Source organism: Cupriavidus neocaledonicus, from assembly GCF_000372525.1.
Taxonomy (GTDB): Bacteria; Pseudomonadota; Gammaproteobacteria; order Burkholderiales; family Burkholderiaceae; genus Cupriavidus; species Cupriavidus neocaledonicus.
The window spans coordinates 14,650-38,601 of record NZ_AQUR01000073.1 but is presented as its reverse complement, the minus strand read 5'-3'; the positions used below and the strand labels follow the sequence as shown (position 1 = coordinate 38,601).

General features: G+C 67.8%; 19 protein-coding genes and 1 pseudogene. 7 read left to right on the top strand and 13 right to left on the bottom strand.

Going from position 1 to position 23,952, the window contains the following annotated elements; translation table 11 throughout:
• Positions 1-121 precede the first annotated feature (121 nt).
• From A3AG_RS0104300 to A3AG_RS0104275, 6 genes are read left to right on the top strand one after another with little or no spacing between them, the layout of a single operon-like run.
• A complete protein-coding gene (locus A3AG_RS0104300) occupies positions 122-1,390 on the top strand; it encodes an SfnB family sulfur acquisition oxidoreductase (protein WP_051073470.1) in 1,269 nt (422 codons plus the stop codon).
• 1 nt (position 1,391) lies between these two features.
• Positions 1,392-2,642: an SfnB family sulfur acquisition oxidoreductase gene (locus tag A3AG_RS0104295; protein ID WP_018004233.1), complete on the top strand. Its 1,251-nt coding sequence runs from the start codon at positions 1,392-1,394 to the stop codon at positions 2,640-2,642.
• Entirely contained in the window at positions 2,642-4,009 is a 1,368-nt protein-coding gene (locus tag A3AG_RS0104290; protein ID WP_018004232.1) for an LLM class flavin-dependent oxidoreductase, read from the top strand. The genes A3AG_RS0104295 and A3AG_RS0104290 overlap by 1 nt, the downstream gene beginning before the upstream one ends.
• 36 nt (positions 4,010-4,045) lie before the next feature.
• Positions 4,046-4,873 (top strand): MetQ/NlpA family ABC transporter substrate-binding protein, encoded by an 828-nt coding sequence (locus A3AG_RS0104285; RefSeq protein ID WP_018004231.1) that lies wholly within the window; start codon positions 4,046-4,048, stop codon positions 4,871-4,873.
• A gap of 23 nt (positions 4,874-4,896) precedes the next feature.
• A complete protein-coding gene (locus tag A3AG_RS0104280) occupies positions 4,897-6,030 on the top strand; it encodes a methionine ABC transporter ATP-binding protein (RefSeq protein ID WP_370866985.1) in 1,134 nt (377 codons plus the stop codon).
• Entirely contained in the window at positions 6,011-6,664 is a 654-nt protein-coding gene (locus A3AG_RS0104275) for a methionine ABC transporter permease (RefSeq protein ID WP_026163928.1), read from the top strand. The genes A3AG_RS0104280 and A3AG_RS0104275 overlap by 20 nt, the downstream gene beginning before the upstream one ends.
• A gap of 495 nt (positions 6,665-7,159) precedes the next feature.
• Here the strand turns inward: A3AG_RS0104275 and A3AG_RS0104265 are convergent, their stop codons facing one another.
• The 4 genes and pseudogenes from A3AG_RS0104265 to A3AG_RS0104250 all read right to left on the bottom strand — a co-directional run.
• Positions 7,160-8,308 carry a branched-chain amino acid ABC transporter substrate-binding protein gene (locus tag A3AG_RS0104265; protein WP_018004227.1) on the bottom strand — a complete coding sequence of 383 codons (1,149 nt, stop codon included), beginning with the start codon at positions 8,306-8,308 and terminating at the stop codon, positions 7,160-7,162.
• An 81-nt stretch (positions 8,309-8,389) separates the two neighbouring features.
• Positions 8,390-9,376: a GlxA family transcriptional regulator gene (locus tag A3AG_RS0104260; protein WP_018004226.1), complete on the bottom strand. Its 987-nt coding sequence runs from the start codon at positions 9,374-9,376 to the stop codon at positions 8,390-8,392.
• Between the two features lie 42 nt (positions 9,377-9,418).
• Positions 9,419-10,315, bottom strand: a complete 897-nt coding sequence (gene choW, locus A3AG_RS0104255; RefSeq protein ID WP_018004225.1) for a choline ABC transporter permease subunit — start codon at positions 10,313-10,315, stop codon at positions 9,419-9,421.
• Positions 10,308-11,489 (bottom strand): annotated as a pseudogene (locus tag A3AG_RS0104250) (quaternary amine ABC transporter ATP-binding protein); the annotation flags it as partial. The pseudogene A3AG_RS0104250 and the gene choW, both read right to left, overlap by 8 nt.
• 415 nt (positions 11,490-11,904) lie before the next feature.
• Here A3AG_RS0104250 and purU point away from each other — a divergent pair.
• Positions 11,905-12,777: a formyltetrahydrofolate deformylase gene (gene purU / locus A3AG_RS0104245; RefSeq protein ID WP_018004223.1), complete on the top strand. Its 873-nt coding sequence runs from the start codon at positions 11,905-11,907 to the stop codon at positions 12,775-12,777.
• 72 nt (positions 12,778-12,849) lie between these two features.
• Here purU and A3AG_RS0104240 read toward each other — a convergent pair whose 3' ends face one another.
• From A3AG_RS0104240 to A3AG_RS0104200, 9 genes are all read right to left on the bottom strand, one after another.
• Positions 12,850-13,713 (bottom strand): glycine betaine ABC transporter substrate-binding protein, encoded by an 864-nt coding sequence (locus tag A3AG_RS0104240; protein ID WP_018004222.1) that lies wholly within the window; start codon positions 13,711-13,713, stop codon positions 12,850-12,852.
• Between the two features lie 91 nt (positions 13,714-13,804).
• Complete coding sequence (locus tag A3AG_RS0104235; protein ID WP_018004221.1) at positions 13,805-14,953, bottom strand: FAD-binding oxidoreductase; 1,149 nt, start codon at positions 14,951-14,953, stop codon at positions 13,805-13,807.
• A gap of 20 nt (positions 14,954-14,973) precedes the next feature.
• Positions 14,974-16,212 carry an aromatic ring-hydroxylating oxygenase subunit alpha gene (locus A3AG_RS0104230; protein WP_018004220.1) on the bottom strand — a complete coding sequence of 413 codons (1,239 nt, stop codon included), beginning with the start codon at positions 16,210-16,212 and terminating at the stop codon, positions 14,974-14,976.
• A gap of 53 nt (positions 16,213-16,265) precedes the next feature.
• A complete protein-coding gene (locus A3AG_RS0104225; protein ID WP_018004219.1) occupies positions 16,266-17,060 on the bottom strand; it encodes a drug:proton antiporter in 795 nt (264 codons plus the stop codon).
• Complete coding sequence (locus A3AG_RS0104220) at positions 17,057-18,223, bottom strand: electron transfer flavoprotein subunit alpha/FixB family protein (protein ID WP_018004218.1); 1,167 nt, start codon at positions 18,221-18,223, stop codon at positions 17,057-17,059. The genes A3AG_RS0104225 and A3AG_RS0104220 overlap by 4 nt, the downstream gene beginning before the upstream one ends.
• 4 nt (positions 18,224-18,227) lie before the next feature.
• On the bottom strand, positions 18,228-20,153 hold the full coding sequence (locus A3AG_RS0104215) for a (Fe-S)-binding protein (RefSeq protein WP_026163927.1): 1,926 nt from the start codon (positions 20,151-20,153) through the stop codon (positions 18,228-18,230).
• 2 nt (positions 20,154-20,155) lie between these two features.
• Positions 20,156-22,219 (bottom strand): NADH:flavin oxidoreductase, encoded by a 2,064-nt coding sequence (locus A3AG_RS0104210; protein WP_018004216.1) that lies wholly within the window; start codon positions 22,217-22,219, stop codon positions 20,156-20,158.
• A 61-nt stretch (positions 22,220-22,280) separates the two neighbouring features.
• Positions 22,281-22,814: a DUF5943 domain-containing protein gene (locus A3AG_RS0104205; protein WP_018004215.1), complete on the bottom strand. Its 534-nt coding sequence runs from the start codon at positions 22,812-22,814 to the stop codon at positions 22,281-22,283.
• Between the two features lie 143 nt (positions 22,815-22,957).
• A complete protein-coding gene (locus A3AG_RS0104200; protein ID WP_018004214.1) occupies positions 22,958-23,929 on the bottom strand; it encodes a dipeptidase in 972 nt (323 codons plus the stop codon).
• Between the last annotated feature and the right edge of the window lie 23 nt (positions 23,930-23,952).

Genomic DNA, 23,952 nt, shown 5'->3' with positions numbered 1-23,952 from the left:
CTTCTAAGCATCCTCGGAAATATTCGTGGGAATGCCGTGGACGGGCATGCTCCAATCAAACGTCAGCCTCTTCGATGCCAGACACCGCCATGTCCGGTCCAAAGCATCCTCCCGACTTCTCATGACCGATCTCTCCGATATCCACGCAGCCCGTCAACCTGACGCCGCCGGGCGTGAACCCGCCCTGCCCGATCCGGCAACGGTGCGACGCATCCAGGACGACGCAGAAGCCATCGACGCGGCACGAGCGCTCGCCGGGATATTCCGTGCCGGCGCTTCGGTGCGCGATCGTGAACGCATCCTGCCGTGGAAGGAACTCGACCGCTGGTCCGAAAGCGGATTGGGAGGCATCACCGTGCCCAAAGCCCACGGCGGCGCCGGCGTCTCCTATGCAACGCTGGCCGAGGTATTCACGATCCTCAGCGCCGCCGATGCATCGCTGGGCCAGATCCCACAGAACCATTTCGGCCTGCTTGGCGTGCTGCGCGAAGCAGGAACCGAGGCGCAGAAGCGCCGCTTCTACGCGGAGGTGCTGGCCGGGCAACGCCTCGGCAATGCCGGGCCCGAGCGGCGCTCGGCTGAAAGCCAGACCATCCTCGACGGCACCACGCGCCTGCGTCGCACGGCACATGGGCTGCGCCTGAGCGGCACGCGCTTTTACTCCACCGGCGCGCTGTTCGCGCACCGCGTGCCAACACGGGCACTCGACGATGAGGGCCGTGCGGTCCAGGTCTGGGTACCGCGCAGTGCCGCCGGCCTGAGCGTGGTCGAGGACTGGTCGTCGTTCGGCCAGCGCACCACGGCAAGCGGTACGGTGGTGTTCGACCACGTCTCAGTCGCCGAGAGTGACGTGATCCCCGTGTGGCAGCTGGCCGACCGGCCCGGCCTCTACGGCGCGAACTCGCAACTGATCCAGGCCGCGATCGATCTCGGCATCGCCCAGGCCGCGTTCGACGACGCCATTGCGTTCGTGCGCCAGCACGCGCGTCCGTGGATCGATGCGGGCGTCGCCCGCGCGAGCGAGGATCCGCACCTGATCGGAGACGTTGGCCGCCTGGCGATCGAACTCGAAGCCGCGCGCGAAGTGCTGGGCGAAGCGGCGCAGACGCTCGATGCCATCGCGAAGCAGCCCCTCACCGAGGCAAGCAGCGCGCAGGCGTCGGTCGCCGTGGCCGAGGCCAAGGTGCTGACCACCGAAGCGGCCCTGCACGCCAGCGAGAAGCTGTTCGAGCTGGCCGGGTCTTCCGCCACCCGCGCCGGGCACAACCTCGACCGCCACTGGCGCAATGCGCGCACGCATACCCTGCACGATCCGGTGCGCTGGAAGCTGCATCTGATCGGCAACTACTCCCTGAACAACGCGCTGCCCAAGCGGCACTCCTGGAACTGACATGTCGCTGCTTTTCAATCCGCCGCCCGCCGACGGACGGGCGCAGCCAGCGCCCGCGCCTGCCGTGGTTCCGCATCTTGTCCGCGACGACGCCGAAGCGATCGCCATCGCGCGCCGGCTCGCCGCACACTTTGCGCCCGGAGCGGCCGCGCGCGACCGCGAACGGCGCCTGCCCTGGGAGGAACTGGAAGCCTTCAGCGCCAGCGGCCTGTGGGGCATCACCGTGCCGCGCGAATACGGCGGCGCGGGCGTGTCCTGCACCACGCTGGCGCAGGTCATCGCCATCATCGCCGCCGCGGATGGCTCGCTCGGGCAGATTCCGCAGAACCACTTCTACGCGCTGGAGGTGCTGCGTGTTGGCGGCACGCCAGCGCAGCAGGCATTCTTCTATGCGCGCGCACTGGCCGGCGAGCGCTTCGGCAACGCGCTGGCCGAGATCGGCCACAAGGACTTCCGCCGCCGCACGCGGCTGACGCCAGACGGCGACGGCTTCCGCATCGATGGCAAGAAGTTCTATTGCACCGGCGCGCTGTATGCGCACTGGATTCCCACGCTCGTCGTGACAGAGGAAGCCGGGCGCGAAAACACGTGGCTTGCATTTGTGCCGCGCACGGCCGACGGTGTCGGCGTTACGGACGACTGGGACGGCTTTGGCCAGCGCGTCACCGGCAGCGGCTCGGTGACGTTCGAGAACGTACGCGTCGAGGCTGACTGGGTGGTGCCGTTCCTCGCCTCGTTCGAGCGGCCCACGACCATCGGTCCCTTTGCCCAGTTGCTGCATGCGGCGATCGACCTCGGCATCGGCCGTGGCGCGCTGGCTGCCACGCTGCCGTTCCTGCGCGACCACGCACGACCATGGATCGATGCCGGCGTAGCGCGCGCCGCCGACGACCCGCTGACGCTGCACCAGCTTGGCGAGGTCCAGGTACAGCTGCGCGCCGCCGAAGCACTCGTGCGCCGCGCCGGCCGTGCCACCGATGCCGCGCAGCAGGTGTCAAACGAGCAGACCGTTGCGCAAGCGTCGCTCGCCGTCGCTGCCGCGCGGGCGCTGACGACCACCGCAGCGCTGCTTGCCGGCACGCGGCTGTTCGAGCTGGGCGGCACGTCCGCCACGCTCGATAACCGGGGCCTGGACCGCTTCTGGCGCAATGCGCGCACGCATACCTTGCACGATCCGGTGCGCTGGAAATACCACGCGGTCGGCAACTTCCATCTCAATGACAAGCTGCCGCCGCGGCATGGAGCGATCTGATGGCCAACCATGGACCGCGCAAGCAGATCCTGCTCAACGCGTTCAACATGAACTGCGTGGGGCATATCAACCACGGACTGTGGACGCACCCGCGCGATCGCTCGGCGGAGTACAACACACTGGAGTACTGGGTGGACCAGGCGCGCACGCTCGAACGCGGCCTGTTCGACGGGTTGTTCATCGCGGACATCGTCGGCGTCTATGACGTGTACCGCGGCAACGTCGATGTCACGCTGCAGGAATCGATCCAGCTTCCGGTCAACGACCCGCTGCTCCTCGTCCCCGCCATGGCCGCGGCCACCCGTCACCTTGGCTTCGGGGTCACGGTGAACCTGACTTATGAGCAGCCGTACCTGCTGGCGCGCCGGTTCTCCACGCTGGACCATCTGACGCGCGGGCGTGTCGGCTGGAACATCGTGACCGGCTACCTCGACAGCGCGGCGCGCGCCATGGGCCTCGAAGCACAGCTCGCCCATGACGAGCGCTACGACCGCGCCGACGAGTTTCTCGACGTGCTCTACAAACTCTGGGAAGGCAGCTGGCAGAACGACGCCGTATTGCGCGACAAGGCCGCGCGCATGTTCGCCGATCCCGCCAAGGTGCGCAAGGTCAGCCATAGCGGGCGCTACTACAAGGTGGACGGGTATCACCTGTCCGAGCCATCGCCGCAGCGCACACCTGTGCTGTTCCAGGCCGGCAGCTCGGGCCGTGGGCAGCGCTTCGCCGCGCGCCACGCCGAATGCGTATTCATTTCTCCGCCGAGCAAGGAAGCGGCGCGCAAGACTGTGTCCGCGCTGCGCGAACAAGTCGTGGCGGCCGGGCGCCGTCCGGACGACGTCAAGGTCTTCATGGGCGCTGCCGTGGTCACGGCCCGCACCGAGGCCGAGGCACGCGCCAGGCATGCCGAGTATCGCGACTATGCGAGCCGCGAGGCCGGACTCGCCCATTTCGCGGCCAGCACCGGCGTGGACTTCGCGCGCTACGGGCTCGACGACCCCGTGAACTATGTAGGCGGCAACGCCATCGAATCGGCGACAAGGACCGCCGCCCAGCATGGCTGGACGCGCCGCAGGCTGCTGCACCAGTTCGAGCTGGGCGGACGCTACCCGGCCATCGTCGGCAACCCGTCGCAGGTGGCCGACACGCTCGCCGAATGGGTCGACGAGACCGGCATCGACGGTTTCAACCTGAGCCGCACCGTGGTGCCGGAGAGCTACGAGGACTTCGTCGACCTCGTCGTCCCCGCTCTGCAGGAGCGCGGCCGCTACAAGACCGCGTATGCCGACGGCACGCTGCGGCGCAAGCTGTTCGCCGAAGGCGACCGGCTGCCGGCGCGCCACGCGGCCGACGCATTCCGCCACGCATGACGCATTCCTCCCTTGCCCGCCTTCACAACTGACACCATGAAGATCTCCCGCCTCCTTCCGGCCACCGTTGCCGCCCTGTTTGCCTCGCTGGCGCTGCTGCCGGCTGTCCATGCCGCGCCGTTGCGTATCGGTGTCACACCGGGCGCACTCGCCGACTCCGTCGAAGTGGCGGCCGCCGAAGCGCGCAAGCAGGGCCTCGACGTCAAGGTCGTCGAGTTCACGGACTGGACGACGCCCAATGTCGCGCTGTCGTCCGGCGACCTCGACGTGAACTACTTCCAGCACCAGGCGTTTCTCGACAACGCCGTCAGGGAACGCGGCTACAAGTTCCAAAGCGTGGCGCTCGGCGTGCTGCCCAATATCGGCCTGTATTCGAGCCACGTGAAGCGCTTCGACGAGCTGAAGGAAGGCGCTCGCGTCGGCGTGGCGAGCGATCCGGTAAACCAGGGTCGCGGCCTGTTGCTGCTGCAGAAGGCCGGCCTCATCCGGCTGCGCGACGGCGTTGGCGCAAAAGGCAGCGTCAACGACATCGTCGCGAATCCGAAGAAGCTCAAGCTGATCGAGATCGAGGGACCGCAACTGGTCCGCGCGCTGGACGACGTAGACCTGGCGCAGGGCTACCCCGCGCACTTCGTCAACGCCGGCAAGGCCCAGGTGGCGGGTGCCGGGTTGCTGTACTCGGGAGTCGACGATACGTATTTTGCGATCCGCTTCGTCACGCGCGCGGACAACGCCGCCGATCCGCGCGTGGCGCGCTTCGTGAAGATCTACCAGGACTCGCCAGCGGTCCGCAAGCAGCTCGGCATCTCTTACGCCAACAATGACAGGCTGTACAGCCTGCCGTGGCTCAAGGCGCAGCCGTGACACGCACAAGGGATGCCATGAGCATGACCACTGCATTGCTGCGCCGCGGGTTCCTGCCCGCGGCAACACGTTCCGACGCCACCCCCGCCACGCATGAAGGCCAGGCGCGGACCGCGGCGGGCGCCGTTCGGTTCGAACGCGTGAGCAAGCGCTATGCGAGCGGCGCCGGTATCGTCCAGGCACTCAGCGACATCGACCTCGACATACCGCCCGGCGGCATCTTCGGCATCATCGGGCGCAGCGGCGCCGGGAAATCCACGCTGCTGCGCACGATCAACCGGCTGGAGGCACCGACCGATGGACGCGTGCTGGTCGACGGGCAGGATATCGCGGCGCTCGACGAAAACGGCCTCGTGGCACTGCGCCGCCGTATCGGCATGATCTTCCAGCATTTCAACCTGCTTTCGGCGAAGACGGTACGCGAAAACGTGGCGCTGCCGCTGAAGGTGGCCGGGGTGCCGCGCGACGCCATTGCGCGGCGCGTGGACGAGGTGCTCGCGTTGGTGGGCCTCGAAGGCAAGCACGATACCTATCCGGGCCGCCTGTCCGGCGGACAGAAGCAGCGGGTCGGCATTGCGCGCGCGCTCGTACACCGCCCCGAGATCCTGCTTTGCGACGAAGCCACGTCCGCACTGGACCCAGAAACCACGCAATCGATCCTGCAGTTGCTGCGCGACATCAACCAGCGCTTCGGGCTCACCATTGTGCTGATCACGCACGAGATGCGCGTGATCCGCGAAATCTGCGACCAGGTGCTGGTGCTGGAGCGCGGCGCCATCGCCGAAGCCGGGCCTGTATGGCAGGTATTCGGCCAGCCGCGGCACACTGCGACGCAGGCGCTGCTGGCGCCGCTGACACCGGCACTTCCGCAAGACATCGTCGCGCGGCTGCTGCCCGAGCCGCCGGCCGGGCCGCACCGGCGCATCGCCGAACTGCACTATGCAGGCAGTGACGAGCACGCTCCGGACCTCGCCAGCCTGGCCGCGGGACTCGGCACGGGCGCGCAACTGCTGCACGGCAGCCTGGACCGCATCCAGGGCCACACGCAAGGCCGCCTGCTGTTGTCGCTGGCAGGCAACGGCACGGATCCGGATGCGCTGCGCTCTCCCCTCTCCCCGTACGTGAAAACACTGGGCTATGTCACCGATTCTTATTGAACGCCTCTGGCAAGGATTCCTCGATACGCTGACGATGGTCGGCGCATCCGCCGCCATTGCCGTGCTGGCGGGTGTGCCGCTCGCGCTTGTGCTCGTGGTCACCGCGCCCGGTGGCATGCGGCCGGCGCCGCGCCTGCATCGCGTGCTCGGTGGCGTGGTCAACAGCTTCCGCGCCACGCCGTTCATCGTGCTGCTGGTGGCGCTGCTGCCGTTCACGCGGCTGGTCGTCGGTGCGACCATCGGCGTCTGGGCCGCGGTGGTGCCGCTGGCGGTCAGCGCCACGCCGTTCTTTGCACGCATTGCGGAAATCAGCCTGCGCCAGGTCGATGCCGGCCTGGTCGAGGCCGCGCAGGCGATGGGCTGCCGGCGCCGGCACATCCTGCTGCACGTGCTGCTGCCGGAAGCGCTGCCCGGTATCGTCGGTGGCTTTACCATCACCGTCGTTTCGCTGATCGGAGCCTCGGCCATGGCCGGCGCGGTTGGCGCGGGCGGACTTGGCGACCTTGCGATCCGGTACGGCTACCAGCGCTTCGATACCACCGTGATGGCGGTCGTCATCGTGGTCCTGATCGCGCTGGTCACGGTGGTGCAGGCGAGTGGCGACTGCCTGGTGCATCGCCTGCGAGAGCGCTAGATGGTAGTAGTCGCGCCGGCGGCGCCAACCCGCCACGGGTCGGCGGCGAACGCCGCGCGCTGGCCCTTGGGCTGGACGACGAACAACGGTGCTGGCCTTCCAAGCCACTCGGAACCTGGAACCGCAGCTTCGCGCTTTGCACGCATATGATCCTGACGAGAGCTTCGTTGTCCAGCCGACCTTTGTTGGCTATTGTCGAAAGCCAAGCCATCACCGCACGCGAGTAAGCATCATGGACCTGCTCGACTGGATCACCGCGGTCGCCACCGTCGTTCTGGTGTTCGTGGCGCTGCGCCATCCGCTCTACCCGCCTGGGATAGGCAAGGACGAAGAATCCCGGCCATGAGAAGGAGGACCGTCCGAAATACCAATCGTCGCATAAAGCGACGCTTCGCCTTTCCAAAGCCCCCTTCACTTGCGGCCCACGAGCATCAACAAGGTGAGCAATCCACTGACGTTCTTACCAGGAGCCCCCGCCCATGTCGAGCCCGCGCGTCACTCAACCTCGATCGTCGTGACCGCGGTCCAGCGGCCGCCTTTGACCTGGTACAGCGTTGAGGCCGGATGCTTCAGATCGCCGTTGGCGTCGAAGACGATTTTCCCGGTGACGCCCTCGTATTGCGTGGCGCGCACCGCCGGCACGTACCTGGCGGGTTTTGCGGAGCCGGCGTCTTTCATCGCAAGGATGGCCACCCACGTGGCATCGTAGGCAAACGGCGCATAGCTGAGGGCATCGCTGCCAAAGCGTTTCCTGAACTTCTGCATGAAGGCCCTGCCTTGCGGCAGGCTGTCGAGCGGGCGTCCGTATTCCCAAGCCATGGCGCCTTCGGCGGCGGGGCCGGCGATCTTCAGGAAGATGCTGTCGGCGATGCCGCCGCTGCCGACCAACTGGGTGCGCATGCCCAGCTCGCGCATGCGCTTCGTCACCAGTGCCGCCTGGGTGTCCAGCCCGGCGAAGAACAGCACGTCGGCGTTGGCGGCGCGGATGTTGGTGAGCTGGGCGCTGAACTCGACGGTCTTGTCGTTGGCATATTCCGCGATCGCGATCTTCCCGCCAGCGGCGACGACGGCCTTCTTGAACTCGTCCACCGCACCATGGCCGAACGCGGTGCGGTCGTCCATCACGGCAATGCGGCGGGCCTTCATCGCCTTGACCACGTACTTGCCGGCGTTGCCGGAGTTTTGCGCGTCGGTCGGAATGATGCGGAAGACCGTGCCCAGGCCCTGCTGCGTGATGGCCGGATTGGTCGCCGCCGGATGGATCACCGGGATCCCGGCCCGGGCGAAAACCGGCCCCGCCGGTAGTGCGACGCCCGAGTTGTAGTATCCGATCACGGCGGCGACCCCATCGTCCACCAGTTTCTGCGCCACCTGGACGCCGATGCGCGGGTCGCTCTGGTCGTCGCCGGTGGCGAGTTCGAAACGCACCTCATGCCCGTCGAGCCTGACAGGCTGCGCGTTGGCCTCCTCCACGGCCAGCCTGACGCCGTTCTCGATGTCCTTGCCATTGGCGGCATTGAGCCCGGTAAGCGGCGCGGACACGCCGATCCTGACCGCCCGCTGCCCCTGCGCATGGGTGCATGCCAGGGTCAGCAGCATGGCGTTGAGGCCCGCAACCAGCAGCCTTCTGGCAAAGTGGGTCATTGGTTCCTTTCCGCGGCCGAGTGCGTCGGCGCATGCCGCCCGTGGCCGGTGCATGCGCCCTGCCCGATTCTAACGGTGAAATTATCCCGCCTGCCGCCGCTCGTGGCTGGGCGCATGGCCGAACTGCGCCCGGTATGCCTTGCTGAAATGGCATGGCGACTGAAAGCCGCAGACCGCCGTCACCTGTGCGATCGACGCATTGGTGGTGCGCAGCATGTCGCGCGCGCGCTTCAGGCGCAGGGTCAGATAATAATGGGTCGGCGACACGTTCAGATAGAACTTGAACATGCGCTGCAGGTGCCGCTGCGACAGCCGCACCAGCCGCGCCAGCTCGTCGAGCGACAGCGGTTCCTCGATATTCGCCTCCATCAGCCGCACCACCTCGACCAGCTCTGCCCGCGACAGGCCGACGCGCGCATTGACCGGGACCGGCTGCGCATCGGTGCTGCCGCGTATGCGCTCCAGTATGAACTGCTCGGAAACCTGCGCGGCCAGCTGCCGGCCGAAGCGCTGGCCGACGAGATGCAGCATCATGTCGATGGGTGCCGTGCCGCCCGTGCAGGTCAGCCGGTCGCGGTCGATCACAAACAGCTCGTCGGCGAAATGCACCCGCGGAAACTCCTCATGCAGCGACGCCCGGCTTTCCCAATGCACCGCGCAGCGGTAGCCGTCCAGCAGCGCGCTCGCCATCAGCGCGTAGGCGCCGGTGCAGATCGCGCCCAGCGGCATCGCCAGCGCGGCCAGCCTTGCCAGCATGGCGCGCAGGCGCTCGTCGACGGCATCGCGGATGCGGACGCCGCCGCAGACGATCAAGACGTCCGGCAGCGCGGCGGCGTCGAGGGCACCGGTAGGCCGGACCACGATGCCGTTGCTGGCCCGCACCGGTTCGCCGTCGGGCGAATAGATCGACCATGTGTAATGCTCGGCACGCCCCAGGTAGTTCGCCATGCGCAGCACTTCGACCGCACTGGAAAACGCGATCATCGAGAAGTCCGGCAGTGTCAGGAAGCCGAAATGCGCGAGCGGCGCCAGCGCCGCGGCCGGCGCGGAAGTGCTGTCGGTTGGCACGGCTGCAACGCCCCCGAGTTGGATGTCCTGGTTGCTGGCGGATCAGGCTTGCGCCGTGGTGGCCTTGGCGCCGAACAATTGCCTGAGCCCCGAAAACAGCGGCGCCTTCGCCTCGCCCGGCGCCCGACCGAAGCTCTCGGTGATGCGATCGAGCATGATCGCCAGCAGCACCACCGAGAGACCGCTTTCGAAGCCCAGGCCGATATCGAGCCGCTGGATGCTGGCAAGCACCTCGTTGCCCAGGCCGCCGGCGCCGACCATCGAGGCGATGATAACCATCGACAAGGCCATCATGATGGTCTGGTTCACCCCCTGCATGATCGACGGCAGCGCATTCGGGAACTGCACCTTGTACAGCAGCTGCCACGGCGTGCAGCCGAAGGCGTGGCCGGCTTCGACGATCTCCATGTTGACCTGCCGGATGCCCAGGCAGGTCAGCCGCACGGCGGGCGGCATGGCGAAGATCACCGTTGCCAGGATGCCGGGCACGCGGCCCAGGCCGAACAGCATCGCGGCCGGAATCAGGTAAACGAACGCGGGCATGGTCTGCATCAGGTCGAGCACCGGGCGCACGGCGGCGGCGACCAGCCGGTTCCGTGCCGCCCAGATGCCGAGCGGCACCCCGAGCAGCAGGCTGATGATGGTCGACGACAGCGTCAGCCCCAGCGTGATGATGGTCTGGTCCCAGAAGCCGGTCGCGAAGATGACGAACAGCGATACCGCGGTGAAGAGCGCGAAGCGCCAGCCCACGCGCCACAGCCCGATGCCGATGAAGATCGCCATCATCAGCCACATCGGCACGGCTTGCAGGCCGCGCTCGATCAGTTCCGCGAGGCCGCCGATGGCGCGGCCGATGGCGTCGAAGGTGGCGGCGTCGTGGTCGAGCAGGTAATGGACGGATTGGTCGACCCAGCGGCCGACGGGCAGGAGTTCAGACATGGTTACCTCGCGAGCGCGTGATGGCTTTCAGGATGACGGCGCGGCTGACCGAGCCGCAATAGCAGCCGTCGTCGTCGACGACCGGCAGCGCATTCGGATTCGCCACCACGCGCTCGACGACGTGGTCGAGCGACGCGCTGAGCCGGATGCTTTCCACGGGACGCACGCTGTGCGCAGCGTCGCGCGTGACGAAGCCACGCAGCTTGCGCTGCGCATCCAGTACGAAGGCGTAGGCCTCGCTGCCGTTCAGCGTTGCGGCGATGTTGGCGGCGTCGAGCTGCGACAGCGTGGGCACGGCGTTGGTCTGCATCAGGTCGCCGGCGGTCAGGTAGCGGCTGGTGTCGATGCCGTCGAAGAAGGTGCGGACGTAGTTGTCGGCCGGGTTGGCGATGATCTCGTGCGGCGTGCCGACCTGGACCAGGCGGCCGCCCTCCATGATCGCGATCCGGCTGCCGATGCGCAGCGCCTCCTCCAGGTCGTGCGAGACGAACATGATGGTGCGGCGGTGCTCCTTCTGCAGCTGCAGCAGCACGTTCTGCATTTCCTTGCGCTTGAGCGGGTCGAGCGCCGAAAAGGCCTCGTCCATGATCATCAGCGACGGATTGACCGCCAGCGCGCGCGCCAGCCCCACCCGCTGCTGCATGCCGCCGGAGAGCTCGCGCGGCAGCTTCTGCGCGAACGTCGCCAGGCCGACCTGCTCCAGCACTTCCATGGCGCGGCGCTCGCGCTCTTGCCTGCCGACGCCCGCGACCTCGAGGCCGAATGCCGCATTGGACAGCACCGTGCGCTGCGGCATCAGCGCGAACGACTGGAACACCATGCTCATGTCCTTGCGGCGCAGCGCGATCAGCTCGCCCCGGCTCACCGCTGCCACGTCACGCCCGCCGATCAGCACCTTGCCGGCGGTCGGTTCGACCAGGCGGTTGACCAGGCGGATCAGCGTCGACTTGCCGGAGCCCGACAGGCCCATCAGCACGAAAATTTCGCCTTCCTTCACGTCGAACGACACGTCGTGCACGCCGACCACATGGCCGGTGCGCCGGAACACGTCATCCTTCGTCGCACCGGCGGCGAGCATGTCGAGGGCCTGCCTGGGATTGCTGCCAAAAACCTTGCACAGACCTTCGACCACGACCTTGGGACTATCCATCGAAACCTCTCCTGGTCCTGCGGGACTCACTCGTCATATGGCATGCCAACCTTTCCGTCGATCCCGGGAAAGCGCTGGCGGCGCGTTACTACCCTCCTCCGTGGAATGCCTGGGCAAACCTTGTCGTCGCATCGCGATCTGCGCGCGATTCCCTACATGGTTGCCAAGAAACGCCCTGCCCTGCCGACGAATTCCGACAAGCGCTTGCGCAAATGCGACAACCGCAATCCGGCACGGAAAATTTGACGGCGACTATCCACAAACGGCGCCAGCCGGCCGGCCGGCGGGCGCGGCGCGGCGCCATGCGCGGCGTGGCGCGCCGATACCAGCCACGCGGCGCTTCGGTTCTAGCCGGTGCTCGCCTGGGCTGATCTACTTGGCGCATGGCATGTGCGCGCACGAGGCGCGTCCGCGGCCAGTCAACCCACAGAGGAATCGCATGAACGCGCAGTCTCCTTCACCGCAGCACATCCTGACGCTGTCGTGCCCGAGCGCTCCCGGCCAGGTGGCCGCCACCGTCGGCCTGCTCGAGCGCCATCGCTGCTATATCGACGCCCTGACCGTCTTCGACGATGACCTGAGCAACCGCTTCTTCCTGCGTTGCGTGTTCCATCCGACCGACGCGCAGGCGCTGGATATCGGCCGGCTGCGCCAGGAATTCACGCCGATCGCGCAGGGCTACGGCATGAAGTGGGCCATCCACGATGCGCACGCCCGTCCCCGCGTGCTGATCTTGGTGTCGAAGCTCGAGCATTGCCTGGCGGACCTGCTGTTCCGCTGGCGCATGGGCGAACTGAAGATGGATATCGTCGGCATCGCCTCCAACCACGCCGACCTGGAGGCGCTGGCGCACCAGCACGGGCTGCCGTTCCGGCACTTCCCGATCACGCCCGAGACCAAGGCCGAGCAGGAAGCGCGCTGGCTCGACCTGTTCGAGTCGAGCGGCGCGGAGCTGGTGATCCTGGCCCGCTACATGCAGGTGCTCTCGGCCGCCACCAGCGCCAGGCTGGCCAACCGCGCGATCAATATCCACCATTCGTTCCTGCCCGGCTTCAAGGGTGCCAGGCCCTATCACCAGGCGCATGCGCGCGGCGTCAAGCTGATCGGCGCGACCGCGCACTTCGTCACCGACGACCTCGACGAAGGCCCGATCATCGAGCAGGCGGTCGAGCGCGTCGATCATTCGTACCGGCCGGAACAGCTGCTCGCGGTCGGCCGCGATGTGGAATGCATCACCCTCGCGCGCGCGGTCAAGGCGTTTATCGAGCGGCGCGTGTTCCTGAACGGCGACCGCACGGTCGTATTCCAGTAAGCACAACCAAACGGGCCACGATCGCATAACGATCGTGGCCCGCGTTCCTGCCGCCAGCGTGGGCAGCCGTAACTACTGCGTGTTCTCCAGCCACGCGCTGACGCGGTCCCCATGCGCGGCGATCCAGGCGTCGGCGGCGGCTTCCGGCTTGGTACCGTTCTGGATCGCCAGCATCACGCTGTCGATCTCGCCCGGCTTCCACTGGAACTTCTTCAGGAAGGCCACCACCGGCTGCGCCTTCTTCTCCAGGCCCGGGTTGACGACGTTGTCGACGTGCTCGGACTCGCCGAACACCTTCTTGGGATCGTCGAGGAAGCGCAGCTTCCACTTGGCGAACATCCAGTGTGGCGCCCATCCGGTCACGATCACCGGCTTGTTGGTGTTCATCGAGCGCGCCAGCTCCACCGTCATCGCGCTGCCCGAACTCGGCATCAGCGTATAGCTCAGGCCATAGCTCTTGATCGCCTCCGACGCCTTGCGCATCACGCCCGCGCCGGCGTCGATGCCGACGATGCGGCCTTCGAACGCGGCCTTCTGCGCGTTGAGTTCTTCGATGCTCTTCGCGCTGACCGATGCCGGCACGATCAGGCCGATCCTGGCGTCGGTGAAGTTGGGGCCCAGGTTGACGACTTTGCCCTTGAACTGCTCCCAGTACGCGCCCTGCGTCACCGGCAGCCAGGCCGACAGCGTCGCGTCGAGGTCGCCGCGCGCCACGCCCTGCCACATCACGCCCGCAGCGACCGGCACCAGTTGCACCGGATATCCCAGCTTCTTCTCGATGATGCGCGCGGCCACGTTGGTGGTGGCGACGCTGTCGTCCCAGCCCTCGACATAGCCGATCTTCAGCGTGGGCCTGGTGTCCCCGAGCGCGAGGGCGCTCCATGTCAGCATCACCGACGCGGCGCTGGTGAAGAATAGTTTGGCGAGAATTTTCATGTTTACCCTCCTGTCATCGGCGCCGAGGCGCTCCCCTTCCGAATGCGAAGCGCCGGGCGCCGTGCGCGCCGGACCTCGCCCAACCCTTGCCTCACTTGTCGATCACAAGGTCCGATAGCGGCTTGCTGCAGCACAACAGCACCATGCCCTGGTCGATCTCGCGCTGGCGGATGCCGCCGTTGTGCTTCATCTCGACCTGGCCGCTGAGCAGCTTCACCTTGCAGGTGCCGCACATGCCCTGGGTGCACGACGCCGCCAGCCGCACGCCCGCCTGGCGCGCCGCGTCGAGCACGTTCTGCGCCGCGCCGCAGGCGATCTCCCGGGCGCTTCTGGCAAAGCTGATGTTGAACTGCGCGGCGTCCGGCGGGCCGCCGGGCACCGGCGCGCCATCCTCCACCGCCGTGGCGGCGTCGGGCTCCGCGTTCAGGGTCTCGAACGAGAAGCTCTCCTCGTGGTAGCGCCTGCGATCGAAGCCGGCTTCGTCGAGCAGCGCGCGCACCGCTTGCATGTACGGGGCGGGCCCGCAGGTGAAGATCTCGCGCTCCATGAAGTCCGGCGCGACCAGCTTCAGCAGCGGCAGCGACAGGAAACCGGTGATGCCTGGCCAGTTGGTGCGCGTGCCGACCCGCTCGCACACGAACGCGGTGCGGAAGTTGCTGTGGTTCGACGCGATCAGGTCCAGCTCGCGCGCGAAGATGATGTCGTCGGGCGTGCGCGCGCTGTGCACGAAGACGATGTCGCGGTCCTCGGCCAGGTCGTGGTGCGCGCGGCTCATCGACATCAGCGGCGTGATGCCCGAGCCGGCGGACAGGAACAGATACTTGTGTGCCGGATGCCTGGCACAGGTGAACTCGCCGGCCGGTCCCAGCATGCGCACGGGCGTGCCCGGCTTCATGGTGTCGTGCAGCCAGTTCGACACCTTGCCACCCGGCACGCGCTTGACCGTGATCGAGACCGTGTGCGGCCGCGCCGGCGACGACGAGATCGTGTAGCAGCGGTTGATGGTCTCGCCGTCGATATCGAGCTCCAGCGTGACGAACTGCCCGGGCTCGAACACAAAGGCGCGCCCCAGCGGCGAACGGAAGAAAAAGCTCTTTACGTCGTGGGTTTCCTGCCGCACGTGGCAGCACACCAGCGTCTCTTCCGCGTCGCTGGTCCAGCGCTCCGGAAGCGCGTTCCAGAACGACGGCCGTGTCACCCGGCTGTCTGCCGATTCAAACTGCACCGCATCGCGCATCATGTCGACTCCCCTCCTTGCGCTCAGGCCCCGATCTGCTCGGCGAGCCGGCGCACGTACCAGGCCGAGAACTTCTCGACCAGGCCTTCCGTGAAGGGCGAGTACGGGCCGGGCTCGTAGGCGCTGCTGCCTGCGCCGCGCTGCGAGTACTCGACCAGCGCGCGGTCCTGGTCGTTGGTCGCGTTCCAGACCGCGGTCAGGTTCTTCACGTCGTAGTCGACGCCCTCGCGCGCGTCCTTGTGCACCAGCCATTTGGTGCGCACCAGGGTCTCGCCGGCCGACAGCGGGATCACCGAGAACGTGACGATGTGGTCGCTCATGAAGTGATGCCACGAGTTGGGCTGGGTCCAGAACGACAGTCCACCCAGGTCGGCCTGCTCGAACCGGCCCAGCAGCTTCTTCGAGGCCACCTTTGCGTCCAGCGTCTGCGACTCGCCGCTGCGGTCCAGCGGCAGGCGCTGGGTACGGAAGCCGGTGGTCTCCAGCAGCCGCTCGATCTCGGCCGACGGCAGCTTCATCGCCTCCCATTGCTCGGCGCGCGTGCGGCAGGTGCGCTCGAACGCCTCCATGCCCTCGGCATTGGCGGGCGAGCGCTGGTAACCGAAGCCGTACTCGTACAGCGAAATGGTCAGCTCCGGATGGTTGGCGACGCAGTGGTAGCACTCGCGGTTGTTCTCCATCGTCAGCTTCCAGTTGCCCTGCTCGACGATGTCGACCTGCGCGGCGACCTTGGTGTTAGGCAGGTCATGCGGCAGCAGGTACGGCTCCATGGCGGCGCGCATCGCCGCGAAGTCGGGCGGCTCCTTGGCCAGGCAGATGAAGATCAGCCCGGCCAGGTTCTCGACGTGGACCGACTTCAGGCTGTGCTTGCAGCGGTCGAACTTCTCGCCCATGTGCTCGGCGAACATCAGCTCGCCGCTCAGGTTGTAGGTCCAGCTGTGGTACGGGCACACGATGTTGCCCACCGTGCCCTTGTCCTCGTTGCACAGGCGCGCGCCGCGGTGGCGGCACACGTTGTGGTAGGCGCGCACCTGCATGTCGTCGTCGCGCACGATCAGGATCGAGTCCTGGCCCAGCTCGACCGTGACGTAGTCGCCCGGCTCGGGTACGTCTGGTTCGACCGCCACCTGGATCCAGTGCTGGCGGAAGATGGCTTCCATGTCGAGCGCGAAGATCTCGTCGCTCAGGTAGAAAGGCGCCTCGAGGCTGTGGCCCGCCTTGCGCCGCTGCACCAGCGCGCGAATGTCTGCCGATACGTTCATCGTTTGCTCCGGATTCCCTGCGTCCCTGGTTGTTTGCCGACAGGCCGGCAATGTCAGTAATCGATGAGTTGATGCTCGCGTAAATACGCGAGGATGACTTGTGCTTTTTCGACCGAAGTCCCACCGTTTACGACCTTGCCGCCGCGGCTCTCGGTGGTGGTCGCGGACAGCATGCGGGCGTGGCCGGAGCGCTTCTCGGCCGCCGCCAGCCTGGCCGGCTTGCGCTCGACAGCGCCCAGCGCCCAGGCGGCGGCGTCGGGATCGGCGTGGCAGGCGTGGTGGCCGGCCGGGGTGGTGCGGATGGTGCCGTCGCGCAGGCGGGCGTAGGCATAGCGCGGCTGCGCGTTCGCCAGCGGGTGCACCGCCACCACCGCGGGCAGCGCCGCATCGACGCGCCGGCGCAGGCCCTTGGGCAGGAACTGCCGCACGGCAACGCGTCCGCCCTCGATGTCGATATCGACGGCGGCGCCGACCAGCGGCCGGCCAAGCACCGCGGCAAGGCGGTACGGCAGCATGCCGGTGTCGTAGGCGCCCTCGGCGCGGGTGCCGGTCAGCACCAGGTCGCAAGACTCCACTTGCGCGGCCAGCACGCGCGCCGGGTCGTCGCCGGCGCCGCACGCCAGTACCTCGACCTCGCCGGCGCCGAGCGCCAGGTAGTCGGCCAGTGCGGGCTCCGCGGCATCGCCCGCGTGCAGCACGGCGAGCTGTGCGCCGTGCCTGGCGGCGAGGTCGCGCCCGAGCTCCAGCGCGGCGGCGTCGTTGCGGCTGTAGCGCGGCGCGCCGCTGACCGGATGACGGCCAATGGAGACCAGCACCGCGATGCGCTTCAGTTGTCGGGGGGCGATCATGCTGCGACTCCTGCAAGTTCCCTGGGGCGCGCCGGGGCCGGCTGGCCGCGCGCGGGGCGTGCCGCCTGCACCAGCGCGATCAGTTCGGCGATGGTTTCGCGCGCGTCGCCGACGATGGTCAGGTTGGCGCGCCTGGCGATCGGCGCGCTGGCGTCGACGTTGACGGCGATCACGTGGCGGCAGTCCTTGATGCCCTGCAGGTGCTGTACCGCCCCCGAGATGCCGAAGGCGATATAGACGCTCGCCTCGACAGTCTTGCCGGTGGCGCCGACCTGCTTGTCGCGGCTGAAATGCCCGTTGTCCACGGCGACCCGGCTGGCGGCGATGGCCGCGCCGAACGCCCCCGCGAGCTGCTCGAAGGCACCGATGTCGGCCACGCCGTTGCCGGCCGCGACGATGAAGTCCGCCTCCTCGAGCGCGACCCGGGCGGCATCGATCTCCTCGATGCCGAGATCGCGGTACGGGTGCGTGCTGCTTCCCCTCGCGCACAGGAAGTCGGGCGAGAGCCGCTCGCCGGCGCCGGTGAACGGCAGCTTCGCGTCGACCGCGCCCGGCGCCAGCAGGATCACGTCGGGCAGCGCACGGGTCGCGAACGAACGCCTGGCGTGCGCATACGTGGCGACGTGGCGCGCATCGATCTCGACCACATGGGTCGCCACGCTGGCCCCGGCCGCGGCCGCGGCATAGCGCCGGCCGAGGTCGCCGTCGGCGGCTGCATTGTCGGGCATGAAGACATGCCTGGCCGACAGCGCGGTGGCGCAGGCCTGCAGCGCGCGCAGTTCCGCCTCGGGGGCGAAGGTGCGGCGGTCGAACTCGGGCAGCGCGATCAGCTTGTCGGCGCCCAGCTCCGCGGCATCGTCCTTCATCTCGCCGAACACCAGCAGCGCCACCTCGGTCTGCGCGTCGGCCAGCAATGCCGCCGCGGCAACCGCCTGGCGCGCATGGTCATCGAGCGCGCCGCGCTCGCTGTGCGCGGCCACCAGCATCACGTGGCGCGGGTCGCTTACCATGCGCCGAGGCTTTGCCGCCGCCCCATGGCCGTGCGCGGGCCAGTGCGCCGCGTGCGCGTCGGCGCTGCCGGTTTCGCCCAGCGTGATGCGCCTGAGTCCCGCCGCGGTGATGATGAACGGCCGGCGCGGATCGATACGTTTGATCTTGTCCATCGGTTCACTCCAGCGAAGCGGCAACCAGTTCAGCCACGTCGAGCACGTCCGGCCGCGGACCGACCACGCCCTCGAGCATCGCGGTGCAGTTGGGACATCCGACCGCGACCACTTCCGCACCCACCGCGCGCGCGTCGGCGATGCGGATATCGGGAATGCGCTGCTTGCCCGGGATGTCGGTCAGCGGCGCCCCGCCGCCACCGCCGCAGCAGCGGCCGCGCATGCCGTGGCGTTCCATCTCGACCACGTGGATGCCGATGGTCTTGAGCAGCTTGCGCGGCGCCTCGGTCTCGCCGTTGTAGCGGCCCAGGTAGCACGGATCGTGATACGTGGTGCGCTTGTCGCGCAGGGCTTCGACTGCCCTGGGAGCGATCAGTCCGCTCGCCGCGAGCTCGGCCATATAGGAGGTGTGATGCTTGACCGTGACACGCAGCCCCAGCGCACGGTATTCGTTGCGCAGGCTATGCATCACGTGCGGGTCCGCGGTCACGATCTGCCTGAACGACAGCGTGCCGAGCGTACCGATCAGGTGTTTGGCCAGCTGCCGGAAGGTGGCCTCGTCGCCGAGCCGGCGCGCGACATCGCCGGTGTCGGTCTCGACCTCGCCCAGCACCGCGTAGTCGACGCCGGCCTTGTTCAGCACCTTGACCAGCGCGCGCAGGGTGCGCTGGTAGCGCATGTCGAAACCGCCCTCGCCGGCCACCACCAGCACGTCGACCGCCTTGCCGGGCCGCGCCACGGGCGCGTTCAGGTCCACCGACCAGTCGTAGCGGGCTGCCTTGTCATAGCCGCCCATGGTGCCGGTCTCGCGCAGGTTAGCCAGCACCTCGGCGCCCTTGCCCGGCACGGTGCCGTGCACCAGCGTCTGGTTGCGGCGCATGTCGACGATCGCATCGACGTGCTCGATCAGCATCGGGCATTCCTGCACGCAGGCGCGGCAGGTGGTGCACGACCACAGGGTCTGTGCCTCGATCAGGCCCGACACGATCGACCCGTTGGGTTCGCCGCGGTGCCGGCCGACCGGAATCCCCGGCGTCGGGCTGCCGGCATAGGCGGCATCGGTGCCGCCCGCCATGCCGACCACCAGGTCCTGGATCAGCTTCTTCGGGTTCAGCGGCTGGCCCGAGGCGAAGGCGGGACACGCCGCCTCGCATTTGCCGCACTGCACGCAGGCGTCGAAGCTCAGCAGCTGGTTCCAGCGGAACTCGACCGGTTTGGCGACGCCGTATTCCTTGTGCTCGATATCGGCCAGCCTGAGCGCGGTCGGCGGCGTGGCGGTGCCGCTGCCGGTATAGGAGTCCGGCGTCGCCGCGAAGCGCTCCTGGCGCGGGTGAAAGGCCAGGTGCAGCAGGCCCGCCATCGCATGCTTCATCGGTCCGCCGGTGGCGGCGCCGACCGTCATCGCGAACGCGCCGATGCCGATCAGCGCGGCGCACAGCACTGCGAACGCGCCCGACATGACCCCGGCGGGCACCACCGTGTACAGCGCCAGGCCGAGCGCGAACGCGCCGAGCAGCCAGGGCAGCGTATTCCACGGCCCCTTCGACAGGCGCGCCGGCACATCCTTCGCCTTGCGCCGGCGCCAGACGAACACCGCGCCGACCAGCATCGCCAGCGCCGCGACCAGGATCAGCTTGTCGAGCCATGGCGAGTAGATCGCCAGGCCGTAGTTGACGAACACCAGTGCCAGCGCGGCGATCGCCCCGCCCGCCGTGGCCACGTGCGTCCTGGCGATATACGGATCGCGCGCCACCACATGGTGCAGGTCGACGAAATAGCGCCTGGGGATGGCGAACAGGTTGGCGAGGCTGGCCGAGCCGGGCGCGGCCGCGCGCCCCACGCGCCAGTACGACGCGCGCCGCAGCAGCGCAAAGGCCAGCCCCGCCACCGACAGCCAGAGCAGGACGGTAATCAGCAAGGATGGATGCATGGTCAGAAGTCCTTGACGAGGCGCAGCGCGTCGTAGATCGCGCCGTGGATGTTGTGCATCGAGATGCAGTCGCCAACGCGGAACAGCAGGAAGCGGCCGTTGCCGAGCGTCTCCGACAGGCACGGCTGCGGCTCGGCGGCAAACAGCTTGTGCACGTCGACCTGGCCGCGGTTGAGCGATTCCGGCTTGAGCTTCCAGTAGAGCGCGTCGTTCGGCGTCGAGCCGTTCTCGATCACGACCTGGTCGACCGCGCGCTCCTCGAGTTCCTCCGTATACTCGTTGCGCAGCACCGCGATCTTCTTGCCGTCCTCCTCGTAGACACGGTCGAGCCAGTAGTTGGGCGTATGGATCACGCCCTGCGCATACAGGCGCCGGTAGAAGATCGGGAAGGTGGTGCCGCCGCAGTCGTCGGCGACCTTCACGTCCGGCGTGACGATCTCGACCTTGGCGCCGCGGCTGGCCAGGTAGTCGGCAACGCCGGCGCCGGCATGGGTGCTGACGCCGTCGTAGACCAGCACGTTCTGCTTCGCCTCGACGCGCCCGGACAGCACCTCCCACGAGCTCACCGCCAGTCCTGCTGCGACACCCCACGCGGGCACCTGGTCGGAGAAGGCGCGGCCGCCCGTGGCCAGCACGATGATGTCCGGCTGCTCGGCCATGATCATCTTCGCATCGGCCTCCACGCCCAGGCGGCGCTCGACGCCGAGGCGCCTGGTTTCCATGTCGAACCAGCGCACGATGCCGGCCATCTGCTCGCGCTGCGGCGCCTTCGACGCCAGCATGATCTGCCCGCCAACCTCGGCATGCTTCTCGAACAGCACCACGTCATGGCCGCGCGCGCGCGCCACCCGCGCCGCCTCCAGGCCTGCCGGGCCCGCGCCGACCACCACCACCTTGCGTTTCGGCCCGCGCGATTTCTCGATCACGTGGGGCATGGTGGCCTCGCGCGAGGTCGCGGCATTCTGCACGCATAGCACGTCGAGGCCGTTGTACTGGCGGTCGATGCAGTAGTTCGCGCCGACGCATTGCTTGATCTCGTCCTCGCGGCCGTCGCGGATCTTGATGACCATGTGCGGGTCGGCCATCTGGGCGCGCGTCATGCCGACCAGGTCGACCATGCCGCTTGCCAGCAGCCGCTCGGCCTGCCCCGCGTCGCGGACGCTCTGCGCGTGCATCACCGGGATCTTGACCACCGACTTGATCCCCGCGGCCAGGTGCACGAACGGCTCCGGCGGCAGCGCCATCGGCGGCATGCAGTTGGCCAGCGTGTTGTGCGTGTCCGCGCCCGAGCCGATCACGCCGAGGTAGTCGATCAGCCCTGACTCCGACATGGCCTGGGCAATCTCCTTGAGCTGCTGGTGATCGAGCCCGTCCTCGTGGAACTCGTCGCCGCACATGCGCAGGCCGACGCAGAAATCCTTGCCGACCGCCTCGCGCACCGCCTGCAGCACCTCGACACCGAAGCGCAGGCGGTTGTGCAGGCTGCCGCCCCATTCGTCGGTGCGGAAGTTGGTGCGCGGGCTCCAGAACTGGTCGATCAGGTGCTGGTGCGCGGCCGAGATCTCGATGCCGTCCATGCCGGCATCCTTGACGCGCTTTGCCGCCGCGGCGAAGTCGGCGATGATGCGGCGGATTTCCTCCACCTCGATGATCTTGGCGTTGCCGCGGTGCACCGGCTCGCGCACGCCCGACGGCGACATCAGGTGCGGCCAGTGCTCGCCGTGGAACGCCGAGCGGCGCCCCATGTGGGTGGCCTGGATCATGATCTTCGCGCCGTGCCGGTGCATGGTCTCCGCCAGCCGGGACAGCGGCTCGACGATCCTGTCCGTGGCCAGGTTGACCGACTTCCACCAGCCCTGGGGGCTGTCGATCGATACCGGGCTGGAGCCGCCGCAGATCGCCAGGCCGACGCCGCCCTTCGCCTTTTCTTCGTAGTAGCGCAGGTAGCGGTCGCCCGGCAGGCCGTCCGGTTCGGCGTACACCTCGGCGTGCGCGGTGCTGACGATCCGGTTGCGCAGCGTCAGCTGGTTGAGCTGCAGGGGTTTGAACAGGTGGGGATAGCGCATCGCAGGCGACCTCTGGCGTTCGTATATGTTCGTGTTGCGGACGAAATCGGGCCCGGCGCGCTCAGTGCGCGATCGCCGACACCTCGAACACGCAATGCTCGTGGCCCTCGGCCGCGCACTGCGCTTCCTTCGATTGCGCGCGCGGCCCGCCGCTGCCAGCCGGCGCGGTGTCGTTGACCCAGTCCATCGCGCCGGCGAACCAGCCGGCGAACATGTAGCAGAGCTTGCCTTCCTTGCCCGGCTGCGCCAGCACGAACGACGAGTGGTGCAGCGCGATGCGCGCGTGCGCCGTCGCCGGATCGGCTTCGAGCAGCGAGAACACGCCCCAGCCGCGCTGCGACAGCCGCTTCAGGTAGTGCTCGTACACCGCCATGCCGGCCAGGCCGTGCAGCTGCGCCTCCTTGTCGCACCAGTGGTAGGCCGACTTGTAGCCGGCCTTGTACAGGATCCCGGCGTAGGCCTCGACACCGAGCGCCTCTTCCACGGCGACGTGGTTGTTGGTGAAGAAATGGCGCGGGACATATAGCATCGGCAGCGCGTCGGTGGTCCAGACGCCGGTGTCAGGATTGACGTCGATCGGCAGTTGCGGTTGCATGGTGGTGGCTCCGTGAGGATGTGTTCGCCGCTTGCTTCGTCGCGCAGGCGCGGCATTGCCCGCGTGCCCGCGCGGTGCGCGGGCACGTCCCGTTGGTGGTGAATCGGTGGTGAATCGGTTGCTGACTGGGGGCGTGGCGCGGCTCAGGCGCCCCAGACTTCCCTGAACACCCGCACCCAGTTCTCGCCCATGATCTTGCGAATGCGCGATGCCTTCCAGCCCGCGCGCTCCATCGCCGCGGTCAGGTTGGGGAATTCGCCGATGGTGCGGATGCCTTCGGGATTGACCACCTTGCCGAAGTTGGTCAGGCGGCGGTAGCGGCCCTTGTCGTGCGTCAGCATGTCGAAGAACTCGGTGCTGTAGCCCTGCGTGAAATCGGTGCCGATGCCGACCGCATCCTCGCCGACCAGGTTGACGACGTACTCGATCGCCTCGATGTAGTCGTCCACCGTCGCGTCGATGCCGCGCTTCAGGAATGGCGCGAACATGGTCACGCCGACGAAGCCGCCGGCATCGGCGATCTCCCTGAGCTGCGCATCGCTCTTGTTGCGCGGATGCTCCTTCAGCCCGGACGGCAGGCAGTGCGAATAGCAGACCGGCTTCTGCGAGAAGGCAATGGCTTCGGACGAGGTGTTGCCGCCGACATGCGACAGGTCGACCATGATGCCGACGCGGTTCATCTCGCTGATCACCTCGCGGCCGAAATCCGACAGCCCGCCGTCACGCTCGTAGCAGCCGGTGCCGACCAGGTTCTGCGTGTTGTAGCACAGCTGCACCACGCGCACGCCCATGTCGGCGAACGCCTCGATATAGCCCAGGTTGTCCTCGAACGCATGCGCGTTCTGGAAGCCGAGGATCACGCCGGTCTTGCCTTCGCGCTTGGCGCGCAGGATGTCGTCGGTGCTGCGCACCAGCGTCAGCAGTTCGCCGTGCTCGCGGATCTGCTGTTTCATCTGTGCGATGTTGTCGACGGTCTTGGTGAAATTCTCCCAGACCGAGACGGTGCAGTTGGCGGCGGTGACGCCGCCCTTGCGCATGTCGTCGAACACCGATCGCTCGAACTTCGAGATGTTCAGGCCGTCGATGATGATGCTGTCTTCGTGCAGCGGGCTCATGGGTTGCTCCACTCCTTGGCTCG

Bases quoted from the DNA above. Each gene is read 5' to 3' on its own strand.
- A3AG_RS0104220 (WP_018004218.1), bottom strand. From the start codon at position 18,223: ATGGACAAGATCAAACGTATCGATCCGCGCCGGCCGTTCATCATCACC.
- A3AG_RS0104230 (WP_018004220.1), bottom strand. From the start codon at position 16,212: ATGAACGTATCGGCAGACATTCGCGCGCTGGTGCAGCGGCGCAAGGCG.
- A3AG_RS0104200 (WP_018004214.1), bottom strand. From the start codon at position 23,929: ATGAGCCCGCTGCACGAAGACAGCATCATCATCGACGGCCTGAACATC.
- A3AG_RS0104290 (WP_018004232.1), top strand. From the start codon at position 2,642: ATGGCCAACCATGGACCGCGCAAGCAGATCCTGCTCAACGCGTTCAAC.
- A3AG_RS0104240 (WP_018004222.1), bottom strand. From the start codon at position 13,713: ATGAAAATTCTCGCCAAACTATTCTTCACCAGCGCCGCGTCGGTGATG.
- A3AG_RS0104265 (WP_018004227.1), bottom strand. From the start codon at position 8,308: ATGACCCACTTTGCCAGAAGGCTGCTGGTTGCGGGCCTCAACGCCATG.
- A3AG_RS0104275 (WP_026163928.1), top strand. From the start codon at position 6,011: ATGTCACCGATTCTTATTGAACGCCTCTGGCAAGGATTCCTCGATACG.
- A3AG_RS0104285 (WP_018004231.1), top strand. From the start codon at position 4,046: ATGAAGATCTCCCGCCTCCTTCCGGCCACCGTTGCCGCCCTGTTTGCC.
- A3AG_RS0104210 (WP_018004216.1), bottom strand. From the start codon at position 22,219: ATGCGCTATCCCCACCTGTTCAAACCCCTGCAGCTCAACCAGCTGACG.
- A3AG_RS0104215 (WP_026163927.1), bottom strand. From the start codon at position 20,153: ATGCATCCATCCTTGCTGATTACCGTCCTGCTCTGGCTGTCGGTGGCG.
- A3AG_RS0104280 (WP_370866985.1), top strand. From the start codon at position 4,897: ATGACCACTGCATTGCTGCGCCGCGGGTTCCTGCCCGCGGCAACACGT.
- choW (WP_018004225.1), bottom strand. From the start codon at position 10,315: ATGTCTGAACTCCTGCCCGTCGGCCGCTGGGTCGACCAATCCGTCCAT.
- A3AG_RS0104295 (WP_018004233.1), top strand. From the start codon at position 1,392: ATGTCGCTGCTTTTCAATCCGCCGCCCGCCGACGGACGGGCGCAGCCA.
- purU (WP_018004223.1), top strand. From the start codon at position 11,905: ATGAACGCGCAGTCTCCTTCACCGCAGCACATCCTGACGCTGTCGTGC.
- A3AG_RS0104300 (WP_051073470.1), top strand. From the start codon at position 122: ATGACCGATCTCTCCGATATCCACGCAGCCCGTCAACCTGACGCCGCC.
- A3AG_RS0104205 (WP_018004215.1), bottom strand. From the start codon at position 22,814: ATGCAACCGCAACTGCCGATCGACGTCAATCCTGACACCGGCGTCTGG.
- A3AG_RS0104225 (WP_018004219.1), bottom strand. From the start codon at position 17,060: ATGATCGCCCCCCGACAACTGAAGCGCATCGCGGTGCTGGTCTCCATT.
- A3AG_RS0104235 (WP_018004221.1), bottom strand. From the start codon at position 14,953: ATGATGCGCGATGCGGTGCAGTTTGAATCGGCAGACAGCCGGGTGACA.